Raw genomic sequence first — 24,120 nt, forward strand, 5'->3', positions numbered from 1 at the left:
TCCTCTATGTTGACACGTCGCCAGTTTCTCGACACTTCATTCCAGTCAACGTCGATCCTCTCGCTCGCTTCCTCGGTTCCCTGCTTTCTCACACGATCACTGCAAGCCGCCGAGAAAAAAAAGAAAAACGGGCGAATCCTGGTGGTGATCGAACTCAACGGCGGCAACGATGGCCTGAATACAGTCGTCCCCTTCAAAGATGATAATTACCAAAAGTACCGAAAAACATTAGGCATTTCGGAATCAAAGGTTCTGAAGTTGAATCCGGAAATTGGCTTACACCCAGCCATGAAAGATGCTGCCAGACTGGTGGAAGATGGACGCCTGGCGATTGTACAGGGCGTCGGCTATCCCAACCCGAATCGCTCTCACTTCGAGAGTAGGGGGATCTGGCAGTCAGCACAGCTCAACCCTAAAGCGCACGGCGGTTACGGCTGGCTCGGTCGTGCCCTTGATCAGAATTCAAATCGGGTTCAAACATTCGCCGATTCCATTTGTCTGGGTGACGTTGATCCTCCGCAGGCCCTTCGAGGACGTCAGGCCACCCCATCGACAATTAAAAACCTCGCTGAACTGAAATTTGATTTGCAATCTATCGACGCCGAAGTTGATTCTGACAAAAACACGACAGACGACCTGCTGCAGTTCGTTCGCCGCCGGACAGTGGATGCGCGCGCCACCGTCGAGCGCTTAAATAAAGTGAAAAACACCGGTTCGACAAAGACACGTTACCCGAATAATGGTCTGCCAAACCGGCTGAAAGAGATCGCCCGGCTGATCCGAGCCGAACTGGAACCGCGCGTTTATTACACGGTTCAAGCGGGTTACGACACGCATATCAATCAGGAATTCGATCATTATCGACGCCTTTCAGAATTCAGCGGCGCACTGAGCGCGTTCCTCAACGATCTGCGTGACTCCCAACTGGACGACCGCGTGCTCGTGCTGGTCTTTAGTGAATTCGGACGGCGTGTTGCCGAAAATGATTCCCAGGGAACCGATCACGGCACCGCTGGTCCCGTCTTTCTGGCAAGCCCTTCCGTCGAAGCAGGACTGCACGGCCCTGCTCCGGATCTGTCCGATCTACAAGACGGCGATCTCAAAATGACAACTGATTTCCGCAGTGTTTATGCCACGATTCTCTCAAAGTGGCTCGACATCAATCCGCAATCATGTCTGCAGGGACACTTTCCCTTGATCGATTTCTTGCCTTCCTAATCACACAGTGAGCGTCTTCTTTTTATCACTCACACCATAACGGCCGCAATCGCCGTTCCGCTCAGATTATTGTACTGATAGAATGACACTGTTATACATTGTTCATTTTAGCACAATATCTCTGCACCAGATTATCGGAAAGCGTTTCCCATGTGTCGCTGGCTAGCCTATTCCGGTCCCTCGCTTCGACTGAGCGATGTTCTGACCCGCCCTAATCATTCATTGATCGATCAGAGTCGTCATGCCACACAGAATGTCGAAAGCCTGAACGGCGATGGATTCGGCGTTGGCTGGTATGGGGACGACCCAACGCCGGGCGTCTATCGTGACACACACCCCGCCTGGAATGATTCGAACTTCCTGCATCTGGCCGAACATATTCATGCGGGTCTGTTTCTTTCTCATGTACGGGCCTCAACAGGCACGCCGGTCCAGAACACCAACTGCCATCCCTTCAACTACCAGAACTGGCTCTTTCAACATAATGGCTCGATCCCCGAATTTCATTCACTGAAACGCCAACTGCTGTTTGACGTCGATCCGGGTCTATTTCTGGCGATAGAAGGTTCCACTGATTCGGAACTTCTGTTTTACCTGGCGTTGACATTCGGGTTAAAAGACAATGCCCCCAAAGCCCTCGCCAGAACAATCGGTCATGTCGAACAGGCCCGTCAGTCAGCCGGGATCGAAGGAGCCATCTATTTCAGTGCCTGTGTTTCGGACGGAGAACGGATCTGGGCAGTACGCTATTCGAGCAATTCCCAGTCCCGCACACTCTATCATAGCAGCCACCTGAGAGCATTACATGACTTGGACGGGACCTATGCGATCCTCCCCGATGATGCGGTCATCGTCGTCTCGGAGCCGCTGGACGATTTAACCCACCACTGGATGTCAGTTCCCGAGTCATCACTTCTGACCATAGAATCGGGATCTGCCACTGTCACCGCGTTTAGCCCGAAAAGATAAAGAGTAATGAAAGAAACTTCGGTGAATACGTTTATTGCATTATTACGCGGAATCAACGTCGGTGGAAATAATCGCCTGCCGATGAAAGAACTGACCACACTGCTGGAAGAACTGGGATATCAGTCGATCCAGACCTATATCCAGAGCGGCAATGTGATTTTTCAATCCCGAAAAAAACAGACCGTTAAAATGGTAAAAGAGATCAGCGCCCGCATCGGGGAAACGCAGGGCTTTGAACCCCACATCTTATTACTGGAGAAAGGGGACTTACAATCAGCGATTGATCACAATCCTTTCCCGGTCAACGATGGCAAAGCCTTACATTTTTTCTTTCTGGATTCCGTTCCCCGCAAACCGGATCTGGAAAAGCTGCAGGCACTGCAAGTAAAATCGGAACGATTTCATCTGCAGGACAAGGTCTTCTACCTGCATGCACCGGACGGCATTGGTCGCTCCAAACTGGCAGCAAAAGTAGAATCATGTCTGGGTGTCCCCGTCACCGCCAGAAACTGGAACACTGTGAGTAAACTCGACAGCATGATTCAGGAGTCGCATTGAACCGAACTGATTTCTCTCTATGCAGAGAAAACTGATAAAACAGAAAAGCCGTTTACCCTGCATTCGGCTCTTCTGTGATAAGGAATTCGACTGCTGTAATGTGCCTCAGTTACGTCCCACGGCCCGCATTACCGCTTCAAGCTGGTCATGTTGTTTACGTGTGCCATTCATTAATACGAATACCTGATCCTTGCGCTCAATCTGATCGACAAAATTGGGCGGAAACACAAGTCTCTGTTTATCATAGTCGGCCATCCTCGGTTCGGCTTCCGTGACAACCAGTTTAAAGGGAGTTGCGATTTGAAACACCTTAATGGCTTCAGTAAATGATTCTGCCTGCTGTCCGGTCTCGAAATAATAGGCTCTGATCGAAGATTCGACTCCCCAGATGACGAGTCTTGCATCTGCGATCTGGGGTTGATGATACGCACTCGTCCCCGGTTTCGCTTTCGATTCATCAGATGTTTCCGAGTCTGTCCGGGCCTGCAGCAGACCTGTCAGCAGGACTATCCCACCAATGGTCAGTACAACCTGCATTAATCGAAGCCTGCCATACCTGGTTCTATTGTTAGCGACCATCTCTGCTCTCCTCTGATCATAGTAAGATGAACTCCATCAGGCCCCAACCCAGGAAACCTGTTTTCCCTTAAAGTCTTAGCAACGTCTTTCTCTACTTAGATCCTGTACAACACAACCGACAGAAAACGCGATGATTATTTCTGTCGTTTGAACTTACTTCGTTTCCAGCGCACTCATCACTTTCTCCAGCCGTGAGTGATCTTCTCGCGTGCCTTGCAATAACACATACTTGTCGCCGTCGAGTTCAAGATTTTTTGCGATGTTAGCTGGCATGATAAAAATCCGTTTATCCTGATCGGTAAGCATGGGTTTTGTATCCGAAACTTCTACTTTGAACTGATCTGCAAGCTGAAATGTTTTCACCAGCTTTGCGAACGTTTCAGCGGCCTGGACGGTCTTAAAATAATAAGCTCTGCTTGATGTTTTACTGCCCGACCAGGAAATCAACTTTACATTTGGAATCGTCGGTAAATTAGCAGACCCGGTATTGGGCGTATCGGACTCTTCTTTCTCCAGCTGCCTGTTTTCCGGAAGAGTTTCGTTTGGAGATTGCTCGACTGCAACCTGATTACCGGAGACGCGCTTCTGATCAGCCTGAACCGGGACCAACATCAACGCAAGCAGGCCGAGGCAAACTATTGCCCCACGATGTGAACGGGTTAAAGTTGTTTTGACACGAGAACTGGCAACCATGGTAATTCTCCTCTCCAAAGAACGGGATTCGATAAACTGTGTTCCCCAGACTGGCAACACAGATTTCTCATGAACAGCATAGTCAACGGCAGCCAGTAATGTTCTGGCGTATGACTGGCGAGAACCGGATGTCTTGTCGATCGCAAACGCATCACAACAGGTTTCAGCCGCAATAAACATTTCCCGACGTGCGAGCCAGGCAATGGGATTCCACCAGAACAGACTAATGACGCCATAGGCCAGCAGGCTGGGGAGATAATCTTTACGGACCAGATGTCCGATTTCATGGGCCAGAATCTGTCGCAACTGTTCCTCACTTAAGGTCTCTGCTAATGCGCGTGGCAGAATGATCGTGGTACGTCGGAACCCTACCCACAACATCGGAGAGCAGACCGTATTGACCACAACCAGTTCGGGTGCTTTTAAGAGCTGACAGGACTTACAGACACTCTGCAGCATCGCTGTGAGGCGTTGTTCCGGTTCAGCAAAATGGGCTGATATTTTTTTCAATCGGTACTGTTGAACAACCGCTAAAACAGCGAAAATCCACGTCACAAAAAGGCTCAGACAGAGGAGCGCTTTGGAAATCATTAAACCACCATGATTCCAGTCGCTGCTGTGCGTTCTTTGATGAACTGAGAACTCTGCAGATTCAACTAAAACAGGAGCGACCTGCTCCTCCGCAGTGCGATCACTTTCTGCCATCGGTGGTAACGCGGTCCTGGTTGGCTGTTCCGTCTGCATTGCCGGCAGTAATGGAACCACAAACAGTGGGGGCGTCACGAACTTCAATAATACCAGCATCCAGAGACCATGCCGTAATGCCGGTCGTTCATGTAGACAGCGGGTTGCCCCCAGCAGAGATAACATTAACGATGCTGCGGTCACGAACACCAGATTCCAGAGTAGACAGTACAATAGATAATTCATCGTAACGCTCCTCTAGAGCGCATCACATTTAACCATAGCGTCTCCCAATCTATTATACTCGGTCCAAACGGCCCTGGAGACGCGACAGTAAAACTGGACACAGTCTAGTCTTTGATATCTTTTATGATTTTCTCAATTGAAGCACGTTGTTTGTCGCTCAATTTGGCCTGGTCTACGAGTGAGAGCAGCATCGGTGCGAGCGAACCACCAAAGTGACTATGCGCCATTTTCTTTAACTGCAGCCCCACAAACTCCTGGCGATCCAGAACGGCTGCAAAACGATGAGCAAAACCACTCTTATCAACGGTCACCAGACCTTTCTCCATCAGACGGTCCAGAAAACTCTTCACCCCGCCATGCAGTGAATGTTCGTGGCGGCCGTACAGCTTCAGTACGATTTCCCTTACGGAAATACCTTCCGGATTTGCCCACAGTATTTCCAGTACGGACAACTCCGTATCAGTCACATCAATATCGATTTCATTTTCAGGCATTTCCCGCTCCAGCTGTTTGTAGTGAGAAGAGAGTTTCAACCTCTCATTCATTCTGCATTAGATGTTAATGCATTTTGCATGAGAGTCAACCACAATCTGAAATAATATTTTTTTTAATTCTCAACCGCACAGCGTCAGCGATCGATATCACTAATCCCCAGTGAGACTGGCAATGATTTTTCCGTGACATACAGTTTCAGCAGCGCGAGTGCGAGGGTATCTGCGCGGGTCACGTTTTCGTAATGATTGCATTGCGGATCGGCCTTGGGAAGCGGATGTGAATCGGGCCAGTAATGCTGGAGTCCCAGTTTCGCAAAGTGCCGGGCCCGGATTAGATACTGGTTGTTATTCGTCATTTCATAAGCAGCCAGTTGCAGATAAACAGCGATCCCGATTTCGACCGGCCAGGGACGCTCCGACATATCAGGCTCACTATTCAGATAGCGGTCCGCTGCCTGCAGAATCATCTCGCGGTATCGGTCCTTCTCTGGTCCTTCGGGAAGCTGCTGGTAGCGACTATCAAACAGGACTCCCAGCATGCCAGTCGTCTTACGTCCGTATTTGATATTCCACAGAAAAGAATAACCGCCGTTTTGTTTGTGCTCATAGAGTTGATACCTGGGTTCCGCTGTTACATATTCCACGAAACCGAGGCTATCAACCTGATGCGGGAGGGCCTGAAGACCCGTGTCAATCGATTGCGAAAGCTTGAGCAGTTTCTCCCGCAGATCGCCAGGGCCCACCAGTTGCGCTGCATGATGGCAGTCGATCGCCAGGGAAATGCTGGCAGAGGTATCGGCATAATTACGGATCGAGTCGAACTCAATCAGGTTGTTTTGATGCTTGTCCAACTTACGTACATAGCGACTGGCGAGCACATCGATATATTTCAGAAACCTGGGATCCTGTGTTTTTGCATACGCACGAGCCCAGTCATGAATGAAGTAGCCTCCTTCCTTAGGAAAATCATAATTGCGGCGTGGGTCATGTTTATCATACGCTGCATGACGACTGAAATTACCGTCCTTCCTCCCCTGCTTGTCAGTATAGAGCTGATGTTCCCAGAGTCCGTCACAATAGTTGATCGTTCCCGTAGGATTTAATTCATAAAACTTTTCGAACAAGATCGTCGGACGTTTGGGTTCATGAATGGCTTTTGTTTCGTAGGTCCCCGGGCGGTCCGTTTTAAGATCCCAGCAGAGATGCTCACCCCAGGCAAATAACTGAGTTTCAGAGGAGGGAGTGACTTCCAGAAATGTTTTCAATGCAGCATCCGCCGCCTGTTGATATTTCGGGTCGGCGGTGATCTCGGATAACGCATAGAGTACCCGATACAGATTCTGATCCAGGTTCACATTCGAGCCATGCGTCGTCACCCGGTCACCCTGTCGGATGCCGTTTGGCGCGGGTGGCATTTTAGAAAAGGGTTTGAGCTTCGTCCGCTGCATGATCGACAGCAATAACGGAGATTTCACACTGCCATAAACATCGGTCCCGTGTTCCAGCATCGCATCTGCATAGGCTTGTACCACCTGCAGATATTTCTTCGACTCCTGTCTGTCGTCTGCAGAGACCGGATCAGTATTGAATAGGAAAACAATCAGAAACAGCGGGAGAAATGCTTTCATAATACCGTCCAGTGAAAATGAGCGATCTGGCAACAGAAAACTCTATCCTAAACAGCCTGCATGTGAATTGCCAACATGATTCCAATGGGAACGGCAATTGGTTTCTGCTCGCTGCAAATTATCCGCAGTCAGATCTTGACACCTGAGACAGCATGTCCTACCCTACCCTGCGACAGCATGTCCTATGTTCTGGTGAGGTAATCATGGTTAATAAATCACGCGATGTCACGGAAGCCGAACTGAGTGTTCTACAGGTACTCTGGCAGCAGGGTTCCGCGACCATCCGTTTGATCGCGGAAGTTCTGGAACCCCAGCGCGTTGACGCGTATTACTCCACGGTGAAAAAGTTACTGGAACGTCTGGAAACAAAAGGCTTTGTGCAACGTGAGCCTGCAGGCATCGCATTCACTTATGAGGCCACTATTGCCCGCGACGATCTGGTCGGGCGACGTTTACAGGAAGTCGCAGAAACGCTCTGTGAAGGCTCACTCACGCCACTGCTCACGCAGTTGGCCCAACACCACGATCTCAGCAGAAAGCAGCAGAAAGTGCTGATGGATCTGATCGACGATCTGGCGAAACAAAACAAAAAACCATAGGGAGATGGTGATGAATCCGATACTGAATGGAATGCTCAGTAATGTGTTGATTGCAGCCGGCCTGTTTGCCGTGGTCATGCTGTTACGCCGCTGGATCAAAAACCCGGCGGTTATCCATCTGCTGCTGGTCTTGATTCTCGTCAAGCTCATCACGCCGGCTTACTGGCAGCCACAAATCGAACTCTTCCCGGCGGAATCAGTTTCTGTTGAAGTCAATTCGGACAAGAAACAGGCAGATACTCTCCCTCAACGATCGGACATGCAGGAACAGTCACCAGCAGTGGAGACACCGTCTTCGAAGCAATCGCTGGCTCCCTTGAAAAACCTGTCAGGGCGTCCTGCAGAATCGACTTCCAAAGCACATTCAGGTTCAAGCGACCTGAAGAAAAAACAACCTGCTTCCAGTAAATACGTAGCAGACTCACATTGGATTCCCGGTAACTTCTCGTGGAACAGGCTGCGTGAGATTTCATTTCTAACCGCGCTTTTGTTTCTGTGGGGAATGGGAAGCATCGTCTGTTTTCTGCTGGCGGCGATTCGCATTATTCGTTTTCAGAAACGATTACGCCATACTCAACCGGCGTCCGCCGACCTCATTGAACAGGCCTCATCACTGGCAGCCCAAATCGGTTTAAAGTCGTTGCCGCGTGTCGAATTGATTTCAGCCAATATTTCCCCGCTGCTCTGGGTCTTCTGCAGTCGAGCCCGCATCATCTTACCGGCGAAACTGCTCACACAACTGACCCAGGCGGAGCGGGAAACACTGATATTACATGAGCTGGCCCATTATCGGCGCGGCGATCACTGGGTGCGTCTGCTGGAACTGCTGTCCACGGGAGTTTACTGGTGGAACCCGCTACTCTGGTGGCTGCGTCGGGAAATTCGCATCACGGAAGAAACCTGCTGTGATGCCTGGGTCATTCAAACACTTCCGGATCTGCGACGCGCGTATGCTGAAGTCCTCGTGAAAGCCATGGGATTCGTCTCACAGGCACAACCGATCACCGCGGCAACGGGCATGGGTTCACAACATTTTCTGGAGGGGCGTTTGAAATCCATTATGTGTGATTCCGTTCGCAGCCGACTCTCACGGCCGATAAAAGCAGGAATCGCCGTGTTGACTCTGGTTCTGCTCCCCTTTGCGCCCATCGCCGTCCATTCACAAACGGAAACGGAATCCGAAACAGCAGTCGCAAAAGATAAATTGCCAACTGTGGAAGAGATCCTGAATGGGTACCACGCAAATCTTCAGAATCTGCTGCCCATCGAGATGACTTATCGTGTTCTATCACAAGAGAACATGAATTGCATCACACGAGATCAGTTTGAGCTGGAGGCGATTAAACAGGCTCCCAATCTGGACCGCAGCCAATTCATCACGGCGGACGGCAAAGTCATCAGCGAAGATCAATTTCGGTTTATGGATATTTCATTCCAACTGAAGCAACAGCAACTTGAACGACAGCTGACTCCCGAAGCAATCCAGGAACGCCTGCGGGAAAAAATAGTCGAGCAACGCTATTTCTGGACCGATGGTTCCTCATTTCACCAGCGCTGGCCCTATTGGTCCGACAGTGAACGACAGCAGAATCCCAAATTAGATCAAGGGCCTGTCTGGCCGCCGGAGAATCTAAATCTACACTACGACTCCATCAAGCTCATCTCCTGGTCAAAGGCCAACCAGCCTCCACTCAGGCACTGGTTTGGCAGGAATAAAGAACGCAGTTCCCTGCAGGCTTCAATTGGAAATCAACTGAAGGAGATGCCTTCCCTTCACACCAGTGCGCCGTTGGGTCTGAATGCATATCAATGGGATGAGAAATTGCCCACGTATTCACTCGATGATTCCATGTCAAAAAATCCCGATCAATACAAGATCGCAGGTCGAAGCCAGGTGAACGGCCAATCCGTCATTCTGGTTGACAGTTTCAGCGCCTATCCTCGACGCTCGAAGGAGTCGCGCTGGCGGATGCGAGCCTGGATCGATCCCAGCCGTGGCTATCTTCCTTTACGCATTGAATGGGGGGTTGTTGATCCGTCCAACAAGTTGATCTCTGGCTTGAGTCACCACCTGGAGATACTTGAAATCAAACAGGTGGCGAACAGTTACTATCCTGTAAAGATTAAATATCAGGAATATACGTCTGACTGGCTCACACAGCAAAAGCAGGCTGAGAAAATGCAGCCCGAAGAGCGAGCCAGGCTAGCACAGCTACCCATTCCCGTAATCGAGGGTCGCTACAAAACCTGGGAAGTCGTCAGCATCACAGCCAATCAATCGATTGAGCCAGAAACACTGGCACTCCAGTTTCCAGAGGGAACTGTTTATGAAAACAAGATTGACGGGCAGAAATATGTAACGGGGAAGACACACCCCCTGCCCTCTGAGCCTGAACCTGAACCTCCAAAATTCGTCAACTTCCTTGAGCAGGCGCCTCCCCTGCAGATTCAGGAGTGGGTGGATGGAAAAACACGGAATCTCGCAGATTTCCGCGGCAAAGTTGTGGTTCTGTTATTTCTGGGTGATGTGATGCATTTTGATTTTGAACAGATTCCAGCGGAAAATCAACAGTGGCTTGAGATGATCAAACAGACAATTAAGGCATTCCATACGAAATACGCCGAAAAAGAAGTCGTTTTCCTGGAACTCTACCCCCCTGGCACGAGCAAGGAAAAGATTCGCGCATTCCACCAGTTCCGAGGTTTTAAAACGCACGCCGCCATTGATCAATCCGCACCAACTGGAGGTGTCACCAATTTTCAATATCATGGCGGCATTCTCGATCTCAGCTTTTATCTGATCGATTCGGATGGTCGTGTGATCTTTGGTCCGCGTTTCTGGGATGGAGAACTCGGCGAGATGTACTTCCAGAATGCGGCTGACAAACTGTCGATTTCTCTGGATTCTTCCGAAGATATCTCCCCGGAAGAGGGGGCCCGTGCCAGCCTGCGGATCATGGAATACATCATCAGCGAACAAATCGACAAAGCACTGGCAGCGAAGAAATCGAAATAGTTCAATCAGTTCTCTGCTTTCATTCATTCCACAGCAGGTTTACTGTTCTCTACTGGCAGACCGGCCCGTTGCTGGTCAAGAACAACTTTCAGTTTCTCGAGATCGTCTTGATAAAAACCTACCGAAGAGAAAACAATTTTCCCTTCAGGAGAAACCACAAAAGTCCGTGGAATCAGTTCGTGGGCGAATTGGGAATAGATCTCACGTTTGGGGTCGGGAGCGACGGGGAAGGTGAAACCGTATTCCTCACAAAACTGTTTTACCTTCTCCTCTGTTTCCTCTCGTCCGATTACCAGCAGACGAAAACCCGGATTTTTCTTTCGCTCATCCCAGATCTGCTGAATATGTGGCAATTCCAGTCGGCAGGGGCCACACCAGTTTGAATAGAAATTGATCAGCACCACTTCGCCCCGCGCCGCTGCTAAGGAAAACAACTCGCCATCTGTCGTTGTCACAGAAAAGTCAGGCGCAGTATCCCCCTCCTGTACGACCGATGTTTTAATAAGCCGCTCCGCGCGGAATGCATTCGCCTCTGCGATTTTCTCGCGAACGAGAGACGGCCAATAGATCCAATTGCTTACAACGTAAGTCACCGCGTAGAGTCCAATAATCGCAATGACTGAGGACAGCAGTCGAAGTGCATGTCCTCTTCGCTTTGGCGTTTTCCAACGCAACAACATAAAACCCAGCGAAAATACCAACACGCCAATGGCAATGGACATTGTGATCGCGATGAGATAAATAACCAGATTGTATGTCTCACCGCTCATAACTCCCCCTGGCTATTACCACTGCACAAAACAAATAATACGATGCTGTTTTGCTTACTCTGCAACCGCTTCGCTTTTCTCTTCTGGCAGACCGGCCAGTTGTTCATCCAGCAATGCTTCCAGCTGCGGAACATCGGGTTCATAAAAACCGGCCTGAGAAAAGATGATTTTTCCTTCCGGTGAAATGACCAGTGTCCGCGGGATCAGATCGTGAGCAAACATTGAGAAGACCACGCGATCCGGGTCGGGGGCCGCAGGGAATGTGAAACCGTTCTCTTCACAAAACAGTTTCACCGTTTCCATCGTTTCTTCGCGACCGATCACCAGCAGTCGAAATCGGGGGTTCTCTTTGCGTGCTTCCCAGATTTTTTGAATATGTGGCAGTTCGACGCGACAGGGTCCACACCAGGTCGCGAAGAAATTGATGAGCACCACATCTCCGCGTGCCTGTGTTAATGAAAACTCTTTGTCATCCGTCATCGTGAGTGTAAATTCAGGAGCCTCGTCCCCTACCTTCAGAACAGACGATTCATCAAGCTGTTTTGCACGTCCCTCCTCATGCTCTGCTATTTGCTGTTCACGCAAAGTGGGCATCAGCATCCCCCAGAAAATTGACTGTTGCACCACGATGCAGCCGACAATGATTCCCAGAGAAAGCAGCAGCCGCAGGATGTGCCGTCCCCGTCGCGGTGTCGTCCATTGAATAATCATCCCCAAAAATGAGACGATCATGACACAGATCGCGACGAAGGCACCAATCTCTAGAGCAAACAGAATCGAATTATAGGTAGAAATACTCATGGTTTCAGTGCTTCCAGTTGCTTACGGATCAGGGAAGATTGCGCATCATTCAGAATCTGCCAGCAGGCCAGACCATTGCCGACCAGATCAAATTCGTCGAACTTCCAGACGACGTTTCGGTCGGCATCCAGTTCGATGATCTGTGGATTCTCCGGGCCGGCGTGGCAGTTGCCAATCACGATGTTGCCGTTCTTCAGTTGCTGTAGACAGGTGGTCCATTTGAGTTCGATTTCCGTCCCTGGCACTTTACCCTGGATCTCCCACACCGTCTCTTTCTCCGGATTCACTTCGCGAATACTGTTACCACTGCCGGACGCAATGAGTGTGTTGCCGTTCTTTAGTCGAATGGCACCATAGACGCGGGTGTTGATCAGGTAGTCCCAGATAATTTCGCCGTCCCGATTGTATTCGGTCACGACGCCAGGCTGTTCAGAGCAGACCAGATACGTTCCTGCTGGCGTAATCCGCATCAGACGGGTGGATTGCGTCCCCCCTTTCTTGAGGGGAAACTGATGCACCAGCTTGCCGTCCTGACCGACTTCAATAATCCGCCCCACGCCACTTTCTACAATCACCGTGTTCCCATGGGGAAGCCGGGAAAAAGCATGCACGTCGACACGTTTACCGGCATTGCCATTCATCGTTGCGGAATCGTAGGTCCAGACGATTTTTTTAGCGAGTGTGATTTCTTTCAAGCCGGTCCAGCTGTCATGAAACAGAATATGGTCGTTAGGCAGCAGTTGCACGTCGTGATGGCCTGCGTGCCCCTTTTTCGGACCTGCCGTTTTGTACGACCAGAGCACTTTGCCATCGGCATCGCAGATCGCCAGGAGGTCTTTCTGATAGGAAGCGCTGACCAGCACCAGTCGTTCCGCAGACGCGATAGCGGTCACCAGCAGGCAGATGAACGACAAGACAAACAACTGCGAGGCACGTTTCATGATGACTGCAGGTCCTTCCGTACAAGTGAAAAGAGTGGATACTCTCGAGAGTGGATCTTGATCTGATTGAAGCACGAACCGCAAAAGCTTATGTATCATACCCTTCCAGCACTGCAGTGGGAATACAGAACGGAATTCGTTTCATTGCTTTCAATGAGAATCGACAGTTTCACCCATTACATCTCATGAGACAGAATTCCTGAATCGCAGTTGATCTGACGAACCAACTCCCGTACCCTTGAGCGCAACTGATAAAAAATATTCATAATTTATCAGACAAATATGCAGGCTCACAAACTCTCTCTACGGTGAGAGGATTCTGTTATGAAACAATTGAAACATCATCTAAACCATCAGTGAGGATATTCGATGACTTCACTCCGCCTGCTTTCATTGTGTGCCTGCTGTTACTACCTGATCTCTTCTGGTCCGACCTTTGCCGATGACCTGTTTGAAAAGCCGGTTCGTCTGAAAGCAGAGGGAACGATTATGGACACCGGTGCCGCCTGGGGACACAGCAGCCCCTGCATTGAGGACCTCGATGGAGATGGCCTGAAAGACCTGATGGTGGGCGATTTCAGTGGTACGTTTCAATTCTATAAGAATGTGGGCCGCAGTGATGCCCCGTCTTATAAAGATGTGGGAAAAGTTCAGGCGGGCGGTAAAGACGCGAAAGTCAACATTTACTGTTGCGTGGGTGGTCAGCCCCGGTTCGTGGACCTGGACGACGACGGCATTCGGGATTTCATCAGCAGTTCTTATGATCCGGGTACCTGCTTCTATTTTCGTGGACTGCCCGATCACAAATTCGCTGCCCCTGTAGAATTAAAAGACAAAGCAGGCGTCCCGGTGCGGAGCAGTGTCAAACAGAAACAGGACTACCAGTCGTTCGGCAGTTTTTATACTCCAGTCGACTGGGACGCGGACGGCGATTTCGATCTGCTGATTGGCTGCTTCGACGGCCACCTGAAACTGCGCCTCAATGAAGGGGACGCGAAAAAGTATGCCTTTGCTGAAGAGAACCAGACAGTCGACGCCGGCGGAAAACCGCTGGAAGTTGAGAACCACTGCTGCCCGGTGATCGCAGACTGGGATCAGGACGGTCTATGGGACATTTTAGCTGGCAGTGATAAGGGGAGCGTTACCTGGTTCCGTAATATAGGCTCGAAAACAGCGCCTCAGTTTGAAGAAGGAAAAACCCTCATCCCCCAACATGCAGGGAACGGCTATAACCAGGTCGTCTGGAATGAAGATGAAATTGTTCCTGGAATTCGCGCGCAAATTGAAGTCGTTGACTATAATCAGGATGGCAAGCTGGATCTCATTCTCGGCGATTTCAATACGTCTTACGATTTTCGCAAAGACTTGACAAAGCAGGAGAAAAAAGAAGTTGAGACAATGCTGTCAGAATCAGAAAAAATCGGCAACGCATACAGCAATCAAATTGAAGCCCTGCGGGAGGATTTCAAAAAACGCTATCCGGGTGATAAACTCTTTAGCGAGAAGGCAACGAAAGAATGGTCAGAGGAATATAAAGCCCTCAAAGACAGTCCTGAAGCCAAAGCGTTCGAAAAGCACGACGCGGAATTCGTAAAGCAGTTGAAGCCCTTCCTGGCCAGTACACACCGCAAGGGAAACCGTAGTTTCGATCTGGCAAAACCTCATGGTTACGTCTGGCTGTATCTGAGGAAATCATGAACGATCTGTCTTTCAAACGACAACCTGTTTTCTGCACCAGAGACGCCTTGACTCTGATTTGCGTGTGCTGCTGTCTGTTGACAATTTCAGGCTGTGAGCAGGCATCCGAGCAGAAAGTGATTCCAGAAAGCAGTACCGTTGCGGATCAACCTCAAAAGGAAACCAGTCTTCCCCGGGCAAGTCAGCAGGTTAGTCAGACTGTGGTTTCTGATCGCGTCGAAGGCCAGCAGGTTTCCGTTCTGCTTGAAGTTCCCCATCAACGGGTGAAACCGGGGACAAGTTTCCCCTTGACAGTGAAGTTCGAAATTGCCCCTTTGTGGGAAATCCGGGCACTGGATGAACAGCCCGCAAATGTCGCCACGCAACTCAAACTGGAACTGTCTGAGGTTTTTCAAACACAGGATGACTGGCAGGCTCCTCCACCAGGACGTTCACTGTCCTCAGACAGTCATCCCGTTTATTCAGGTCAGGTCGAGTTTAAAAAAATGATTCAGGTTTCCAAAGATGCCCCACCTGGTGAATATAAGATAAGTAGCCAGGTGCAATACCAGGCCTGCGATGAATTTCGCTGTCTGAGCCCGACGAAAGTAAAACTGAAACTCACCGTCAGGATCGAGTAAACCATCGATTCCGCATCCTCAATAATCGCGTGGCATCCTGACTGGATAGCGTTCAGCCAGATTACCCGCTGTCCCAGCGTTCTCCCACGAAGCTGTCATTGATCGCTTCAATTTGCGTGCGGATGGCGGCGATGCGCTCATGATGCAGTCCCAGAGTGACAATATTAAACGCCGCCTCTGGACTGGGATTGTGGTAATATTCTTCCGGTGTCCGCGCAGGCATCCTCGTGTCGAGGGGAAAATCAGTGACTCTGACAAATGCCAGGATACAGCAGATACGCTGGTCGTTGGTTAACTCATTGCTCTGAGGAATGACAGCACTTCCATTTTCCAGTTCCAGCAGTCGGTTCCAGAGAGAATGTACAACCTGAGTATCCTCGTCAAACAAATCGACTAAATAGGCAGGTAGAAATTTCAGAAACCCCCAATATGACATGAACACCGGGGCTTCATGGTGAATAGAGATCAACCTGTGATCCAGCTGGTCCCAGGTTTTCCCTGAAAAGTCCCGGATGATTTCATCGTAGTCATCCCCCCGGGCATGCACTAACTGTCCGCCGTCAATGTCCGCAAAGTGTGTCGCTGGCGGAAAAGAGTCAAAGATACTGTCGATGACAATTTCCCGATAGTCTCGATTCCAGTCTCTGTTTTTAAGAATAATCATATTAGACTGTGTCCAGTTTTACTGTAGCGTCTCCAGGGCCATTTGGACCGAGTATATTAGATTGAGAGACGCTATGGTTAAATGTGATGCACTCTAGACTGTGTCCAGTTTTACTATAGCGTCTCCAGGGCCATTTGGACCGAGTATATTAGATTGAGAGACGCTATGGTTAAATATGATGCACTCTAGACTGTGTCCAGTTTTACTATAGCGTCTCCAGGGCCATTTGGACCGAGTATATTAGATTGAGAGATGCTATGGTTAAATGTGATGCACTCTAGAATATTTTCATGCGATGAGTAATCACGTCCTGACTAATATTGCAGCAGTAGGAAAGTGAAACTCCTGATTCCCAAATGACGGTAAATTACTGAATTTGTTTTTGCCCGTTTTTTCAAATCGCTGGTAGCAATCTGGTTCCGCTTTGCGTTTAAGTTAATGGGGTGAAAGCCTTAGATTCATACTACCGGATTTACCCCCATAAACTGCTATTATACCACGAGATACAACACAGATCACGAATCCTTGTATTTATTCCTGTCTTAAAAACATTCGTTATCGGAAACATCTGTTTCCAACCGCTGACGCTTTTGAGCGAGCAATCTTCTGCAGTATCGGGCCAACTGTATTTTTTAGTTTGACACTTGTTGTCCGATAGGGGGATTTTACGTATGCGAAAATTCAGTATGTTACTCACAGTTCTGGCGTTATCGATGTTTGCCACGGATGCTTTTGCCCAGCGAGGCGGCGGGGGTGGAGGCCGTGGCGGAGGAGGTGGTCCCCGCGGTGGTGGCGGAGGCGGTGGCGGAGGTCAGCAGATGGGCCAACAAGGGGGTGGCGGCGGAGGCGGTCAGTGTCAGCAGGGAGGGGGTGGCAGCAACTCAATGCGAGGTGGTGGAGCGGGAGGCACGCAGACAGATACGACCGACACCACCGATCTGGTCACTCAGATGATGTTAAGCATGGATCAGAACCGGGATGGCATGATCGCTGGCAACGAAGTTCCTCCTAAAATGCGATCGAAAGTGAAAGACGCCGATGCCAATGGAGACGGTGTTTTAAACCGCATGGAACAACTGGCTGTCATCGATCGCACCAAAATGCTCAACGGCCGCTCCGACGTCAATGGCCTTGGACTGAATGAAGACATTTTCAAGCGTCTGGATACCAATCTGGACACCTTTGTCAGTCCCGACGAAGTACCTCGTTCACTGCAGCGACTGTTTCGCACACTCGACACCAACAGAGACGGAATCATCGATACCGATGAGCGGAAGGCTGCTCTGTACAAGATCAAAGGGAAACTGAACCCGGACACCGCACGAACGAAAGAGTCCAATAATTAGACGTGTGACGATGATCCTTTTCTCATTGCTTTGCCGGGAATCAATCCAAGACTAAAATGGTGTAACTCCTTGGGGCAGGCAGCATCCTCGAACTCCGAGATCGAGAGATGCTGTTTGCTATACCAGTCGATGGGAGATTCCCGGCACTTTTTCGTTCATTGCAGCCCTGCTGTAGCTCATTAATGGAGCAGAGTCTCGAAATAGCTGGTGACGCGTGTCAGTTCGGGTGGTTCACAGCGAAGCGCAATATGGCCGTCAGGGCGGATCAGAAACAGGCTGGGATCAATCACGCCAAAGCGGGCATGTACTTTTCCGGCGATATCATGCAGCCAGCATTCCTGAGGTGACGATTCCGGCAGGAATTCAGGAGGGCAGGCAGTTGAGATAATCCAGAACACCCCACAGGCTTGCAGAATTTGATGGAATTCATCGAAAGCAGGAACCTCGGTCTGGTCAGTGGCCATCCAGAGCAGACTGTGCCCCTCATTGCAGATTAACTGACTCAACTGGATCGCTTCCGCTGTCCCGGATTTCATAAGCGGGCCGGCATCGGGTGTGCAATCGCCGGGCAGTGGCCCGAACCAGTGTTGCTTTGCCTCGTCGCCTGCAGCATGATAACCACTCACCAGGGGACTGTCGCGGTAGTGAAATTCCAGCTCGGACTCCGCCTGGGCCGCCTGCAACTGTCCCCGGGATGTTGTTAACATCGCACACAACGCACGCTTGACCCGCTCAACGGCAGCTGGATTATCGGGAATACTGCGAAGTTCTTCCGCTGTGTCTCCCGAAGCACCAACGGCGGCAGCCGCCGGGCGTCGTTCCTGCTCATAACTCGCGAGCAGTTTCGCATCCGCCGTTCCCTCAATGACCAAAGCCAGCTTCCAGCCCAGGTTGAATGAGTCGTGAATGCCCATATTCATGCCATGCCCTTCTATCGGGCTGCAGGCATGCGCGGCATCACCGGCCAGAAGAACCCGTCCCGACTGATAGTGCGCACTCAACTGTCGATAGGTATGATATAACATCGGTTCATCCGGTTCATGCAGTTGGGAACCGGGAGACAGGATCTCGAGACCGGCGTTAATCTGTTCCAGCAGCGCAGCATTGTCGATGTCATCATCGTCCCGGAAGTAGATCCGCCAGCGACCCCGTGGAAGAGGAATCGGATTCAAAGACGGGGCTTCGATCTGAATGGCCGCCCGATCCGGAGCATGCTGCCAGTCTTGTATCTGACCATCAATCACTCCCCAACGCCGCAGATAGCGATGGCCGTCCACATCAATCCCACACGCCTCTCTCACCCGGCTGTGAATTCCATCGGTCCCCACCAGCCAGTCGGCGGCCACGGACTGTTCGGTTCCGTCGGTAGACCGCAATTGCGCGATCACTTGTGATTCGCTCTGTTCCAGACTGCTGAGTTCCCAGCCACGCGTGACAGCGCCTCCCAAAGCGACAAGTCGCGCTGTCAGAATCTCTTCAGTTTCGTTTTCAGAAAGATTCAGGTCATAAGGGTGCCTGCATTCCAGACCGTTGAAGTCGGTCTGCGCGACGATCTGACCATAGGCGAAGATATTGAACCCCCGCATCAGATGCCCCCGCTCCAGAAACGCATCGATGACGCCCATTGATTCAAAGATTTCCAGTGAGCGACTGTGTATGACCGTTGCGCGATCAAAGGGCAGTGGTTCCGGGCGACGATCAACCAGCAGGAAATCGATATTTCGTCGCGACAGTTCTACAGCAAGAGTGAGCCCCGTCGGACCGGCACCGACGATCAGCACCGGAGAGTACAGAGGAAGTCTTGTATTACCGTTTGACATTCTGTGTTCCATAACCTGAAGAGAAGTGAGGACCTGAGAAATGTATTTTTCATCACTGCATTGTAATCAGATGGAGTCATCAGCAATGATTGCATTCAACGATCATACAGATCTTAATGCTCTGTTCGCGAGTCCATTCTGATCAATTCCAACCGCTGCCTGCATTGCCTGCAGAGAATCGCGGGCAAACTCTTGCTGTTTGCGACGCACATAGGGATAAGCGATTTTCGATAACAACTGCTGTGGTCGCGAGAAGGCATAGAGATCGTACCAGACCGAATCATCGTCGGCCCGCCATTCCACCTGAAAGCGTTCTTCGCCACACTCCGCATGTTCGGGCAGTGTGCCGTATGCGAAGGCATACCGTTGAACCGGCTCCGTTTCTTCCAGCACATACACCACTCGACTCGCATTCAGAACCCACAGTCCCAGCGTCTGCGCCAGAATGGCCACGGTCTGTCCCGGCTCAGGCAACGCAGCAGGCCGATGCAGACTGACCCAGTTCAGACGAAAGTGCTGCCAGTCCTGCAGTGCCCGCTTCGCCTGTTCATAAACGGCTCGCCCCTGCCCCAGACAGATCCGGTTATGATCGACCTGAAAGCCGTCAGGCGGTGTAGCTGACCGCGTCGCTCCAAGAGAGGAGTAGGTAAACTCCAGCTGTGCCTGAATCGCGATGAATTCGTTGATCTGTTCTGCAGAAGGTTGCTGAAGAAGAAACATGGTTTCCTGGTTTTTTCATAAAAGTGATGAACCGCCGGCAGCGAACTTGCGTTACCATAGATAGAGATTAAGCAGTAAATTCTCTCAACAGAAGTGTATGGGCTCTATGGACCTGATAAATCCCAAGATGGTTGAACATGGAGGAATGGAGGCTGAGCACAAGGTCTTTCGGATACGGAGAAAATACCGAAATGGTGGTGTAGCGGGGCTGGCTCTGGCCTCAATCATGACTATCGGCATGATGCTGGAAATCAGGGCTGAAGCGCCCCCGGATCGACAGATGTCACAAATATTTTTTTTCGGTTCCATCTGCACTTTCTTCGCGAGCATTTCTCTATGGATGGTCCTATCATATTATTTCGAATCTCTGACGATTCAAGGCAGTAAGGTTATTGAGCAGGGAGTCCTGCTGCGGAAAGAACTCGACCTGGAACGCATCAGAATGCTCCGCTGGATCGCTAGTCCCTCTGGTGGTATCAAACTGAAAACCCTGACTGAGAAAATCACGATCTATCTAGAAAACTTTCCGTGTGAAGAGCGGCTTTGGATAGTGGAACATCTTCGTGAACAGATTCCTGAGTCAGCTCAAGAGGGCTGGGATCTGTTTTGTCACCGTGTCGCGCTGCCACTCAGACGCTATGATCCCCAGGCACTGCCTGTGCCTGATAAAGATGAAGTCCTGCTCACCAGGAAACGCTGGGATCGGCTTCTGCTGCCCTGGATTCTGTTATTTACAGTGGGGGGAGTCCTGGCCGCCTGGAAGTTTAACTTACCGCGCCTCTTGTCTGCTCCTTTACTGCCAATGATTCTCTGGTTGTCCATGCGTTATTCCACTCCCAAACAGGGAATGGTATCGCAAAAACTCAGTGCGGATAAAGAGTCCAATTCATACCTCACGTTTCTGGGAGGAATGTTTGCAGCATACATGATTTTAATGATTGGTCTAAAGTTTATCGATAACCCGCCTGTCAGTGAATCTACAATTATGTTCTGTTTGACAGTAATCTGGTTTGCAGTCGTGCTCTGGAAAAGTCACCGGATCGGTAAGAAGCTTCACAAAAAACAGCTGGAAGCATCGAAGACTTCTGTCAAAGAATGGGAGGCCGGATCTTCTCCTCAGACAACTGACAGTAAAGAAAGTCAGTTATCATGAATGAGATTTCCTTTAATGAAACAGATTTGTCCGAACCAGTTAAACAGAAAAGAGTGTTTCGGCAGGGAAAAAAGGAGCAAAACGAAGCCATAATCACATTGATCTTTTTTGGAATAATCGGCCTGGGTTTTATTTTCGGAATGTGGCTTATCGCTCCTGCTGAAACGCGAATCTACGCTGCCCTCTTCTTCAGTGTGCTTTGGGGTTTACTAATGAGCATTTTTTTCTGGTCATTTCTGATCGCGAAATATGTCTCAGTCTCCTTTCACAATGGAAATCTGATCCTGCAGGGAGTCTTTTCGAAAAAGGATATTTTACTGTCCAATATCGATATAATCCGGTGGAGTTTATATTCACATGGGCAAATCATAGTCGAGACTGCCACCGAAGTCGGAACCATCAACTTGTTCTATTTTAAAAAAGAAGAAGAACTCTGGATGATTCAATTTTTCCGGAATCACTTCCCGGAAAACCAGCAGGAAAACTGGGACCTGTTCTGCCATCAGATTGCCCTGCCACTCCGAAACCGACACTTGAATAAACCACGAACACCTCGGCCCGATGATTTCTTACATACCCGAAAGCGTTGGGACAAATTAATCATCATCTTTGCCACTGTGACAGCTCTGATCAGCATTCTGCCAGCCTGGTACTTTCAACAAATCAAATACTTACTGTTACCAATTTTGCCACTGTGTGGCTGGTTTGTCCGTTATACGATTCCTGAGGAAGGAATCCCTGTTTCGGCAAGTGAAAATAAAAACTTCAATGAAGCATCTTATTTCTTTGGCATCTGGTCCGTGGCATGGCTCATCATTTATCTTCCCTTCCGATTTGAACTGCTACCTGCTCCCGCCGCAATCAGCGTTGGCTGGACAATCACTTTTATCTGGAATTTCGGTTTGTACTGGAGAATTTTTCTGATGAACCGGAGAGATCACCAGAAGGATCTGGAAGATGCGAAACTGTCAGTTCAGGAATGGGAAGCCGGAAATACGTCTTCCGACTGACGACTGACGTCTCACCGACTCCCTCATTATCTTTTTCCGCAGCGTCTCTTTCGTTAACCGTATGTCGGCTTCTGTGGCCAACCCACGGGGGAGTCTTCGAACGCTTCCTGGCGACCGTAGGGCGTGATATCCAGCAGGCTGTAGGCATTTGTCAGGCCTTCACATCCTCGCGCATATGTGGAATAGGTGTGATAGATCTCATCACCCAACCGGAAAAAGGCGCTCATGCCATGCATTTCGCCCGACAGGAAATAAGGTTCGTCATTTTTGCGCTGCTGCAGTTCTGCCTGGGTACGATAGTTGTATTGAGGTGGCATGATCTTGTCATCGAGCGTCACATGAAAATCGTAATTGAAATCGCTTTCGAAGGACGAAATCCAGGTCCGGTTCCAGCCCTGATCGGCCTTCATCTTCAACAGTTTCTCCAGGGGTGCTCGCGAGATCATTGCGAAAGTGGTATCGCGATCATGCAACATTGACAGATCACCCATCGCATTAATCAGACCCGTACAGCCTCCACAGCCTTTCTCCCAGTCAGGATCAAACATGAAGTGATAGACGATCAACTGGCGGCGTCCCTCAAATAGATCCAGCAGACTCAGCTTGCCATCGGGTCCGTCAAACTGGTAATCCTTCTCCAGCTTGACCATCGGCAGCTTACGCCGCAGCGCATTGACGCGATCCTGCTGCTGCGTCAGTTTCTTTTCAGCAGTTAACAGATCCAGTCGTTCGCTCAACCATTGTTCCTCGACCACAATCTCGGGATGGGTGACAGCGTTTTCGGTACTCATAGTGATTCTCCTCGGTTAAGAATGTTTTCGGTAAGGGATACTTGCTCTGTCGGTCAGCTGTGGGGCAGAGAAAAAATGTTTTAGCCGCAGGAACACAAAGAGCGTCAGCACCACACAACTTACCACGATCAGGAACAGTCTGAGCCAGGCCGCAACGGTCAGCGACAATCCGACTCCAGTCAAGAACGTCACCCAGGCGGCGACACAGACCGGGCATTTCGGCATCAGAAGCAGCACCAGGGTCGAAAGCAGCGAAGCCAGCCCCTGTTTTAACCAGACTCTGCGTCTCTGAGTCTGAGCAGTCGGGATTCCTCCCGAAGCCGGCAGCTGATATCTCTGACAATGACAGTCAGCGTCGAATGGCATCAGATGTTCCTTCAAAACAGGGTGTGTTGGTGTTCTACCCTGTTGTCGAACGGCATCCGGTCAAATCGACAGGAGCTGAAAAACTTTTTACATTCCGTCAGAGAAATGTTTTATTGCCTTAATCATCTGAATGACAAGGCTTTACGGCTTCGAGGGGCTGAAACTCAGACAGCGATTCTCTGACTTCTGGTTCCGGTTGTATCTCCAGCACTGTCATCACAAAACCAAAGCAGTCATAGGAATCCTGCAACGCCACGCGGGGACAAGGCACGAAATACGTCTCCCCATTGGCTTCAATACGCAGCTTGATTTTATCGGATTTGAGCCACTGCTTCTTGTCTTTTCCGGGCACGAACCAGGAACCACTCAGTGACTCTTTTAACTCCCAGTGCCCCAGTGAATCTGTCACACAGGTGGCGCCATCTGAGTTTATCAAAACCAGCGTCACTTTTGCGCCCGAGACCGGCGTTTGATCGGCCCCCGCCAATACCTGGCCGTCCAGAAACAGATCGTAAGAATAACTGCAGCCCGGCAGAGCCAGCAGCGACAGGACCAGACACAAAGTGACCCGTTGTGCGACCGCGTACATGCGCAGTTCACGATCCAGCCAACAGTAGAGACGACGACAAAATGATCGATGAAAAGTCCGAGACATGCTGGAACCTCACCTGAAAAAGATCAAGGAAGCAGATTCGCTTACTGCTTATGAGATCTGTTTCAGGCAGGATTTATTCCC

23 protein-coding genes are annotated in these 24,120 nt (G+C 50.1%); 10 read left to right on the forward strand and 13 right to left on the reverse strand.

Annotated features, from left to right (window positions below):
* The first annotated feature begins 6 nt into the window (after positions 1-6).
* From Pan161_RS18765 to Pan161_RS18775, 3 genes are all read left to right on the forward strand, one after another.
* A complete protein-coding gene (locus tag Pan161_RS18765; protein ID WP_145229723.1) occupies positions 7-1,218 on the forward strand; it encodes a DUF1501 domain-containing protein in 1,212 nt (403 codons plus the stop codon).
* 150 nt (positions 1,219-1,368) lie between these two features.
* Positions 1,369-2,187 carry a class II glutamine amidotransferase gene (locus Pan161_RS18770; RefSeq protein WP_145229725.1) on the forward strand — a complete coding sequence of 273 codons (819 nt, stop codon included), beginning with the start codon at positions 1,369-1,371 and terminating at the stop codon, positions 2,185-2,187.
* Between the two features lie 6 nt (positions 2,188-2,193).
* Positions 2,194-2,745 (forward strand): DUF1697 domain-containing protein, encoded by a 552-nt coding sequence (locus Pan161_RS18775; protein ID WP_197995405.1) that lies wholly within the window; start codon positions 2,194-2,196, stop codon positions 2,743-2,745.
* 105 nt (positions 2,746-2,850) lie between these two features.
* Here the strand turns inward: Pan161_RS18775 and Pan161_RS18780 are convergent, their stop codons facing one another.
* From Pan161_RS18780 to Pan161_RS18795, 4 genes are all read right to left on the reverse strand, one after another.
* The gene (locus Pan161_RS18780; RefSeq protein WP_145229727.1) at positions 2,851-3,282 is read right to left on the reverse strand and encodes a hypothetical protein; all 432 of its coding nucleotides are present in this window, start codon (positions 3,280-3,282) and stop codon (positions 2,851-2,853) included.
* Positions 3,283-3,477: 195 nt separating this feature from the next.
* Entirely contained in the window at positions 3,478-4,947 is a 1,470-nt protein-coding gene (locus tag Pan161_RS18785) for a M56 family metallopeptidase (protein ID WP_145229729.1), read from the reverse strand.
* 104 nt (positions 4,948-5,051) lie between these two features.
* On the reverse strand, positions 5,052-5,441 hold the full coding sequence (locus Pan161_RS18790; protein ID WP_197995406.1) for a BlaI/MecI/CopY family transcriptional regulator: 390 nt from the start codon (positions 5,439-5,441) through the stop codon (positions 5,052-5,054).
* A 134-nt stretch (positions 5,442-5,575) separates the two neighbouring features.
* Positions 5,576-7,069, reverse strand: a complete 1,494-nt coding sequence (locus Pan161_RS18795) for a hypothetical protein (protein ID WP_145229733.1) — start codon at positions 7,067-7,069, stop codon at positions 5,576-5,578.
* A gap of 203 nt (positions 7,070-7,272) precedes the next feature.
* Here Pan161_RS18795 and Pan161_RS18800 point away from each other — a divergent pair, with 203 nt between their 5' ends.
* Both Pan161_RS18800 and Pan161_RS18805 read left to right on the forward strand, forming a co-directional pair.
* On the forward strand, positions 7,273-7,668 hold the full coding sequence (locus Pan161_RS18800) for a BlaI/MecI/CopY family transcriptional regulator (protein WP_145229735.1): 396 nt from the start codon (positions 7,273-7,275) through the stop codon (positions 7,666-7,668).
* A gap of 10 nt (positions 7,669-7,678) precedes the next feature.
* A complete protein-coding gene (locus Pan161_RS18805) occupies positions 7,679-10,684 on the forward strand; it encodes a M56 family metallopeptidase (RefSeq protein ID WP_232103308.1) in 3,006 nt (1,001 codons plus the stop codon).
* 23 nt (positions 10,685-10,707) lie between these two features.
* Here the strand turns inward: Pan161_RS18805 and Pan161_RS18810 are convergent, their stop codons facing one another.
* Genes Pan161_RS18810 through Pan161_RS18820 form a run of 3 tightly spaced genes read right to left on the reverse strand, consistent with a single transcriptional unit; the run spans position 10,708 to position 13,196 of the window.
* Complete coding sequence (locus Pan161_RS18810; RefSeq protein ID WP_232103309.1) at positions 10,708-11,454, reverse strand: TlpA disulfide reductase family protein; 747 nt, start codon at positions 11,452-11,454, stop codon at positions 10,708-10,710.
* A gap of 54 nt (positions 11,455-11,508) precedes the next feature.
* Positions 11,509-12,255 (reverse strand): TlpA family protein disulfide reductase, encoded by a 747-nt coding sequence (locus Pan161_RS18815; RefSeq protein ID WP_145229738.1) that lies wholly within the window; start codon positions 12,253-12,255, stop codon positions 11,509-11,511.
* Positions 12,252-13,196, reverse strand: coding sequence for a PQQ-binding-like beta-propeller repeat protein (locus tag Pan161_RS18820; protein ID WP_145229740.1), 945 nt, complete (start codon positions 13,194-13,196; stop codon positions 12,252-12,254). Before Pan161_RS18820 ends, Pan161_RS18815 begins: the two co-directional genes overlap by 4 nt.
* Before the next feature lie 369 nt (positions 13,197-13,565).
* Between Pan161_RS18820 and Pan161_RS18825 the strand changes: the two genes are divergently transcribed.
* A complete protein-coding gene (locus tag Pan161_RS18825) occupies positions 13,566-14,894 on the forward strand; it encodes an FG-GAP repeat domain-containing protein (protein ID WP_145229742.1) in 1,329 nt (442 codons plus the stop codon).
* Positions 14,891-15,514, forward strand: a complete 624-nt coding sequence (locus Pan161_RS18830; RefSeq protein WP_145229744.1) for a hypothetical protein — start codon at positions 14,891-14,893, stop codon at positions 15,512-15,514. The genes Pan161_RS18825 and Pan161_RS18830 overlap by 4 nt, the downstream gene beginning before the upstream one ends.
* A 61-nt stretch (positions 15,515-15,575) precedes the next feature.
* Here Pan161_RS18830 and Pan161_RS18835 read toward each other — a convergent pair whose 3' ends face one another.
* Positions 15,576-16,178, reverse strand: a complete 603-nt coding sequence (locus tag Pan161_RS18835) for a hypothetical protein (RefSeq protein WP_145229746.1) — start codon at positions 16,176-16,178, stop codon at positions 15,576-15,578.
* Between the two features lie 671 nt (positions 16,179-16,849).
* Between Pan161_RS18835 and Pan161_RS18845 the strand changes: the two genes are divergently transcribed.
* Entirely contained in the window at positions 16,850-17,524 is a 675-nt protein-coding gene (locus Pan161_RS18845; protein WP_197995407.1) for an EF-hand domain-containing protein, read from the forward strand.
* A gap of 179 nt (positions 17,525-17,703) precedes the next feature.
* Here the strand turns inward: Pan161_RS18845 and Pan161_RS18850 are convergent, their stop codons facing one another.
* Together Pan161_RS18850 and Pan161_RS18855 are read right to left on the reverse strand one after the other, a co-directional pair.
* Positions 17,704-19,344, reverse strand: a complete 1,641-nt coding sequence (locus Pan161_RS18850) for an FAD-dependent monooxygenase (RefSeq protein WP_197995408.1) — start codon at positions 19,342-19,344, stop codon at positions 17,704-17,706.
* Between the two features lie 102 nt (positions 19,345-19,446).
* Entirely contained in the window at positions 19,447-20,064 is a 618-nt protein-coding gene (locus tag Pan161_RS18855) for a DUF1990 family protein (RefSeq protein WP_145229751.1), read from the reverse strand.
* A gap of 106 nt (positions 20,065-20,170) precedes the next feature.
* On the opposite strand from Pan161_RS18855, the gene Pan161_RS18860 reads away from it, so the two are divergent.
* Complete coding sequence (locus tag Pan161_RS18860; protein WP_145229753.1) at positions 20,171-21,217, forward strand: hypothetical protein; 1,047 nt, start codon at positions 20,171-20,173, stop codon at positions 21,215-21,217.
* 212 nt (positions 21,218-21,429) lie between these two features.
* Entirely contained in the window at positions 21,430-22,227 is a 798-nt protein-coding gene (locus Pan161_RS18865) for a hypothetical protein (RefSeq protein ID WP_145229755.1), read from the forward strand.
* Positions 22,228-22,280: 53 nt separating this feature from the next.
* Here Pan161_RS18865 and Pan161_RS18870 read toward each other — a convergent pair whose 3' ends face one another.
* From Pan161_RS18870 to Pan161_RS18880, 3 genes are all read right to left on the reverse strand, one after another.
* A complete protein-coding gene (locus Pan161_RS18870) occupies positions 22,281-23,018 on the reverse strand; it encodes a DUF899 domain-containing protein (protein WP_145229757.1) in 738 nt (245 codons plus the stop codon).
* A 15-nt stretch (positions 23,019-23,033) separates the two neighbouring features.
* Entirely contained in the window at positions 23,034-23,384 is a 351-nt protein-coding gene (locus tag Pan161_RS18875) for a hypothetical protein (RefSeq protein WP_145229758.1), read from the reverse strand.
* Between the two features lie 118 nt (positions 23,385-23,502).
* Positions 23,503-24,039: a hypothetical protein gene (locus tag Pan161_RS18880; protein WP_145229760.1), complete on the reverse strand. Its 537-nt coding sequence runs from the start codon at positions 24,037-24,039 to the stop codon at positions 23,503-23,505.
* Positions 24,040-24,120: the final 81 nt, after the last annotated feature.

The organism is Gimesia algae (assembly GCF_007746795.1).
GTDB lineage: Bacteria > Planctomycetota > Planctomycetia > Planctomycetales > Planctomycetaceae > Gimesia > Gimesia algae.

Excerpts from the sequence above, each read along its gene's own strand:
- Pan161_RS18765 (WP_145229723.1), top strand. The coding sequence starts at position 7 with ATGTTGACACGTCGCCAGTTTCTCGACACTTCATTCCAGTCAACGTCG.
- Pan161_RS18770 (WP_145229725.1), top strand. The coding sequence starts at position 1,369 with ATGTGTCGCTGGCTAGCCTATTCCGGTCCCTCGCTTCGACTGAGCGAT.
- Pan161_RS18775 (WP_197995405.1), top strand. The coding sequence starts at position 2,194 with ATGAAAGAAACTTCGGTGAATACGTTTATTGCATTATTACGCGGAATC.
- Pan161_RS18780 (WP_145229727.1), bottom strand. The coding sequence starts at position 3,282 with ATGCAGGTTGTACTGACCATTGGTGGGATAGTCCTGCTGACAGGTCTG.
- Pan161_RS18785 (WP_145229729.1), bottom strand. The coding sequence starts at position 4,947 with ATGAATTATCTATTGTACTGTCTACTCTGGAATCTGGTGTTCGTGACC.
- Pan161_RS18790 (WP_197995406.1), bottom strand. The coding sequence starts at position 5,441 with ATGCCTGAAAATGAAATCGATATTGATGTGACTGATACGGAGTTGTCC.
- Pan161_RS18795 (WP_145229733.1), bottom strand. The coding sequence starts at position 7,069 with ATGAAAGCATTTCTCCCGCTGTTTCTGATTGTTTTCCTATTCAATACT.
- Pan161_RS18800 (WP_145229735.1), top strand. The coding sequence starts at position 7,273 with ATGGTTAATAAATCACGCGATGTCACGGAAGCCGAACTGAGTGTTCTA.
- Pan161_RS18805 (WP_232103308.1), top strand. The coding sequence starts at position 7,679 with ATGAATCCGATACTGAATGGAATGCTCAGTAATGTGTTGATTGCAGCC.
- Pan161_RS18810 (WP_232103309.1), bottom strand. The coding sequence starts at position 11,454 with ATGAGCGGTGAGACATACAATCTGGTTATTTATCTCATCGCGATCACA.
- Pan161_RS18815 (WP_145229738.1), bottom strand. The coding sequence starts at position 12,255 with ATGAGTATTTCTACCTATAATTCGATTCTGTTTGCTCTAGAGATTGGT.
- Pan161_RS18820 (WP_145229740.1), bottom strand. The coding sequence starts at position 13,196 with ATGAAACGTGCCTCGCAGTTGTTTGTCTTGTCGTTCATCTGCCTGCTG.
- Pan161_RS18825 (WP_145229742.1), top strand. The coding sequence starts at position 13,566 with ATGACTTCACTCCGCCTGCTTTCATTGTGTGCCTGCTGTTACTACCTG.
- Pan161_RS18830 (WP_145229744.1), top strand. The coding sequence starts at position 14,891 with ATGAACGATCTGTCTTTCAAACGACAACCTGTTTTCTGCACCAGAGAC.
- Pan161_RS18835 (WP_145229746.1), bottom strand. The coding sequence starts at position 16,178 with ATGATTATTCTTAAAAACAGAGACTGGAATCGAGACTATCGGGAAATT.
- Pan161_RS18845 (WP_197995407.1), top strand. The coding sequence starts at position 16,850 with ATGCGAAAATTCAGTATGTTACTCACAGTTCTGGCGTTATCGATGTTT.
- Pan161_RS18850 (WP_197995408.1), bottom strand. The coding sequence starts at position 19,344 with ATGTCAAACGGTAATACAAGACTTCCTCTGTACTCTCCGGTGCTGATC.
- Pan161_RS18855 (WP_145229751.1), bottom strand. The coding sequence starts at position 20,064 with ATGTTTCTTCTTCAGCAACCTTCTGCAGAACAGATCAACGAATTCATC.
- Pan161_RS18860 (WP_145229753.1), top strand. The coding sequence starts at position 20,171 with ATGGACCTGATAAATCCCAAGATGGTTGAACATGGAGGAATGGAGGCT.
- Pan161_RS18865 (WP_145229755.1), top strand. The coding sequence starts at position 21,430 with ATGAGCATTTTTTTCTGGTCATTTCTGATCGCGAAATATGTCTCAGTC.
- Pan161_RS18870 (WP_145229757.1), bottom strand. The coding sequence starts at position 23,018 with ATGAGTACCGAAAACGCTGTCACCCATCCCGAGATTGTGGTCGAGGAA.
- Pan161_RS18875 (WP_145229758.1), bottom strand. The coding sequence starts at position 23,384 with ATGCCATTCGACGCTGACTGTCATTGTCAGAGATATCAGCTGCCGGCT.
- Pan161_RS18880 (WP_145229760.1), bottom strand. The coding sequence starts at position 24,039 with ATGTCTCGGACTTTTCATCGATCATTTTGTCGTCGTCTCTACTGTTGG.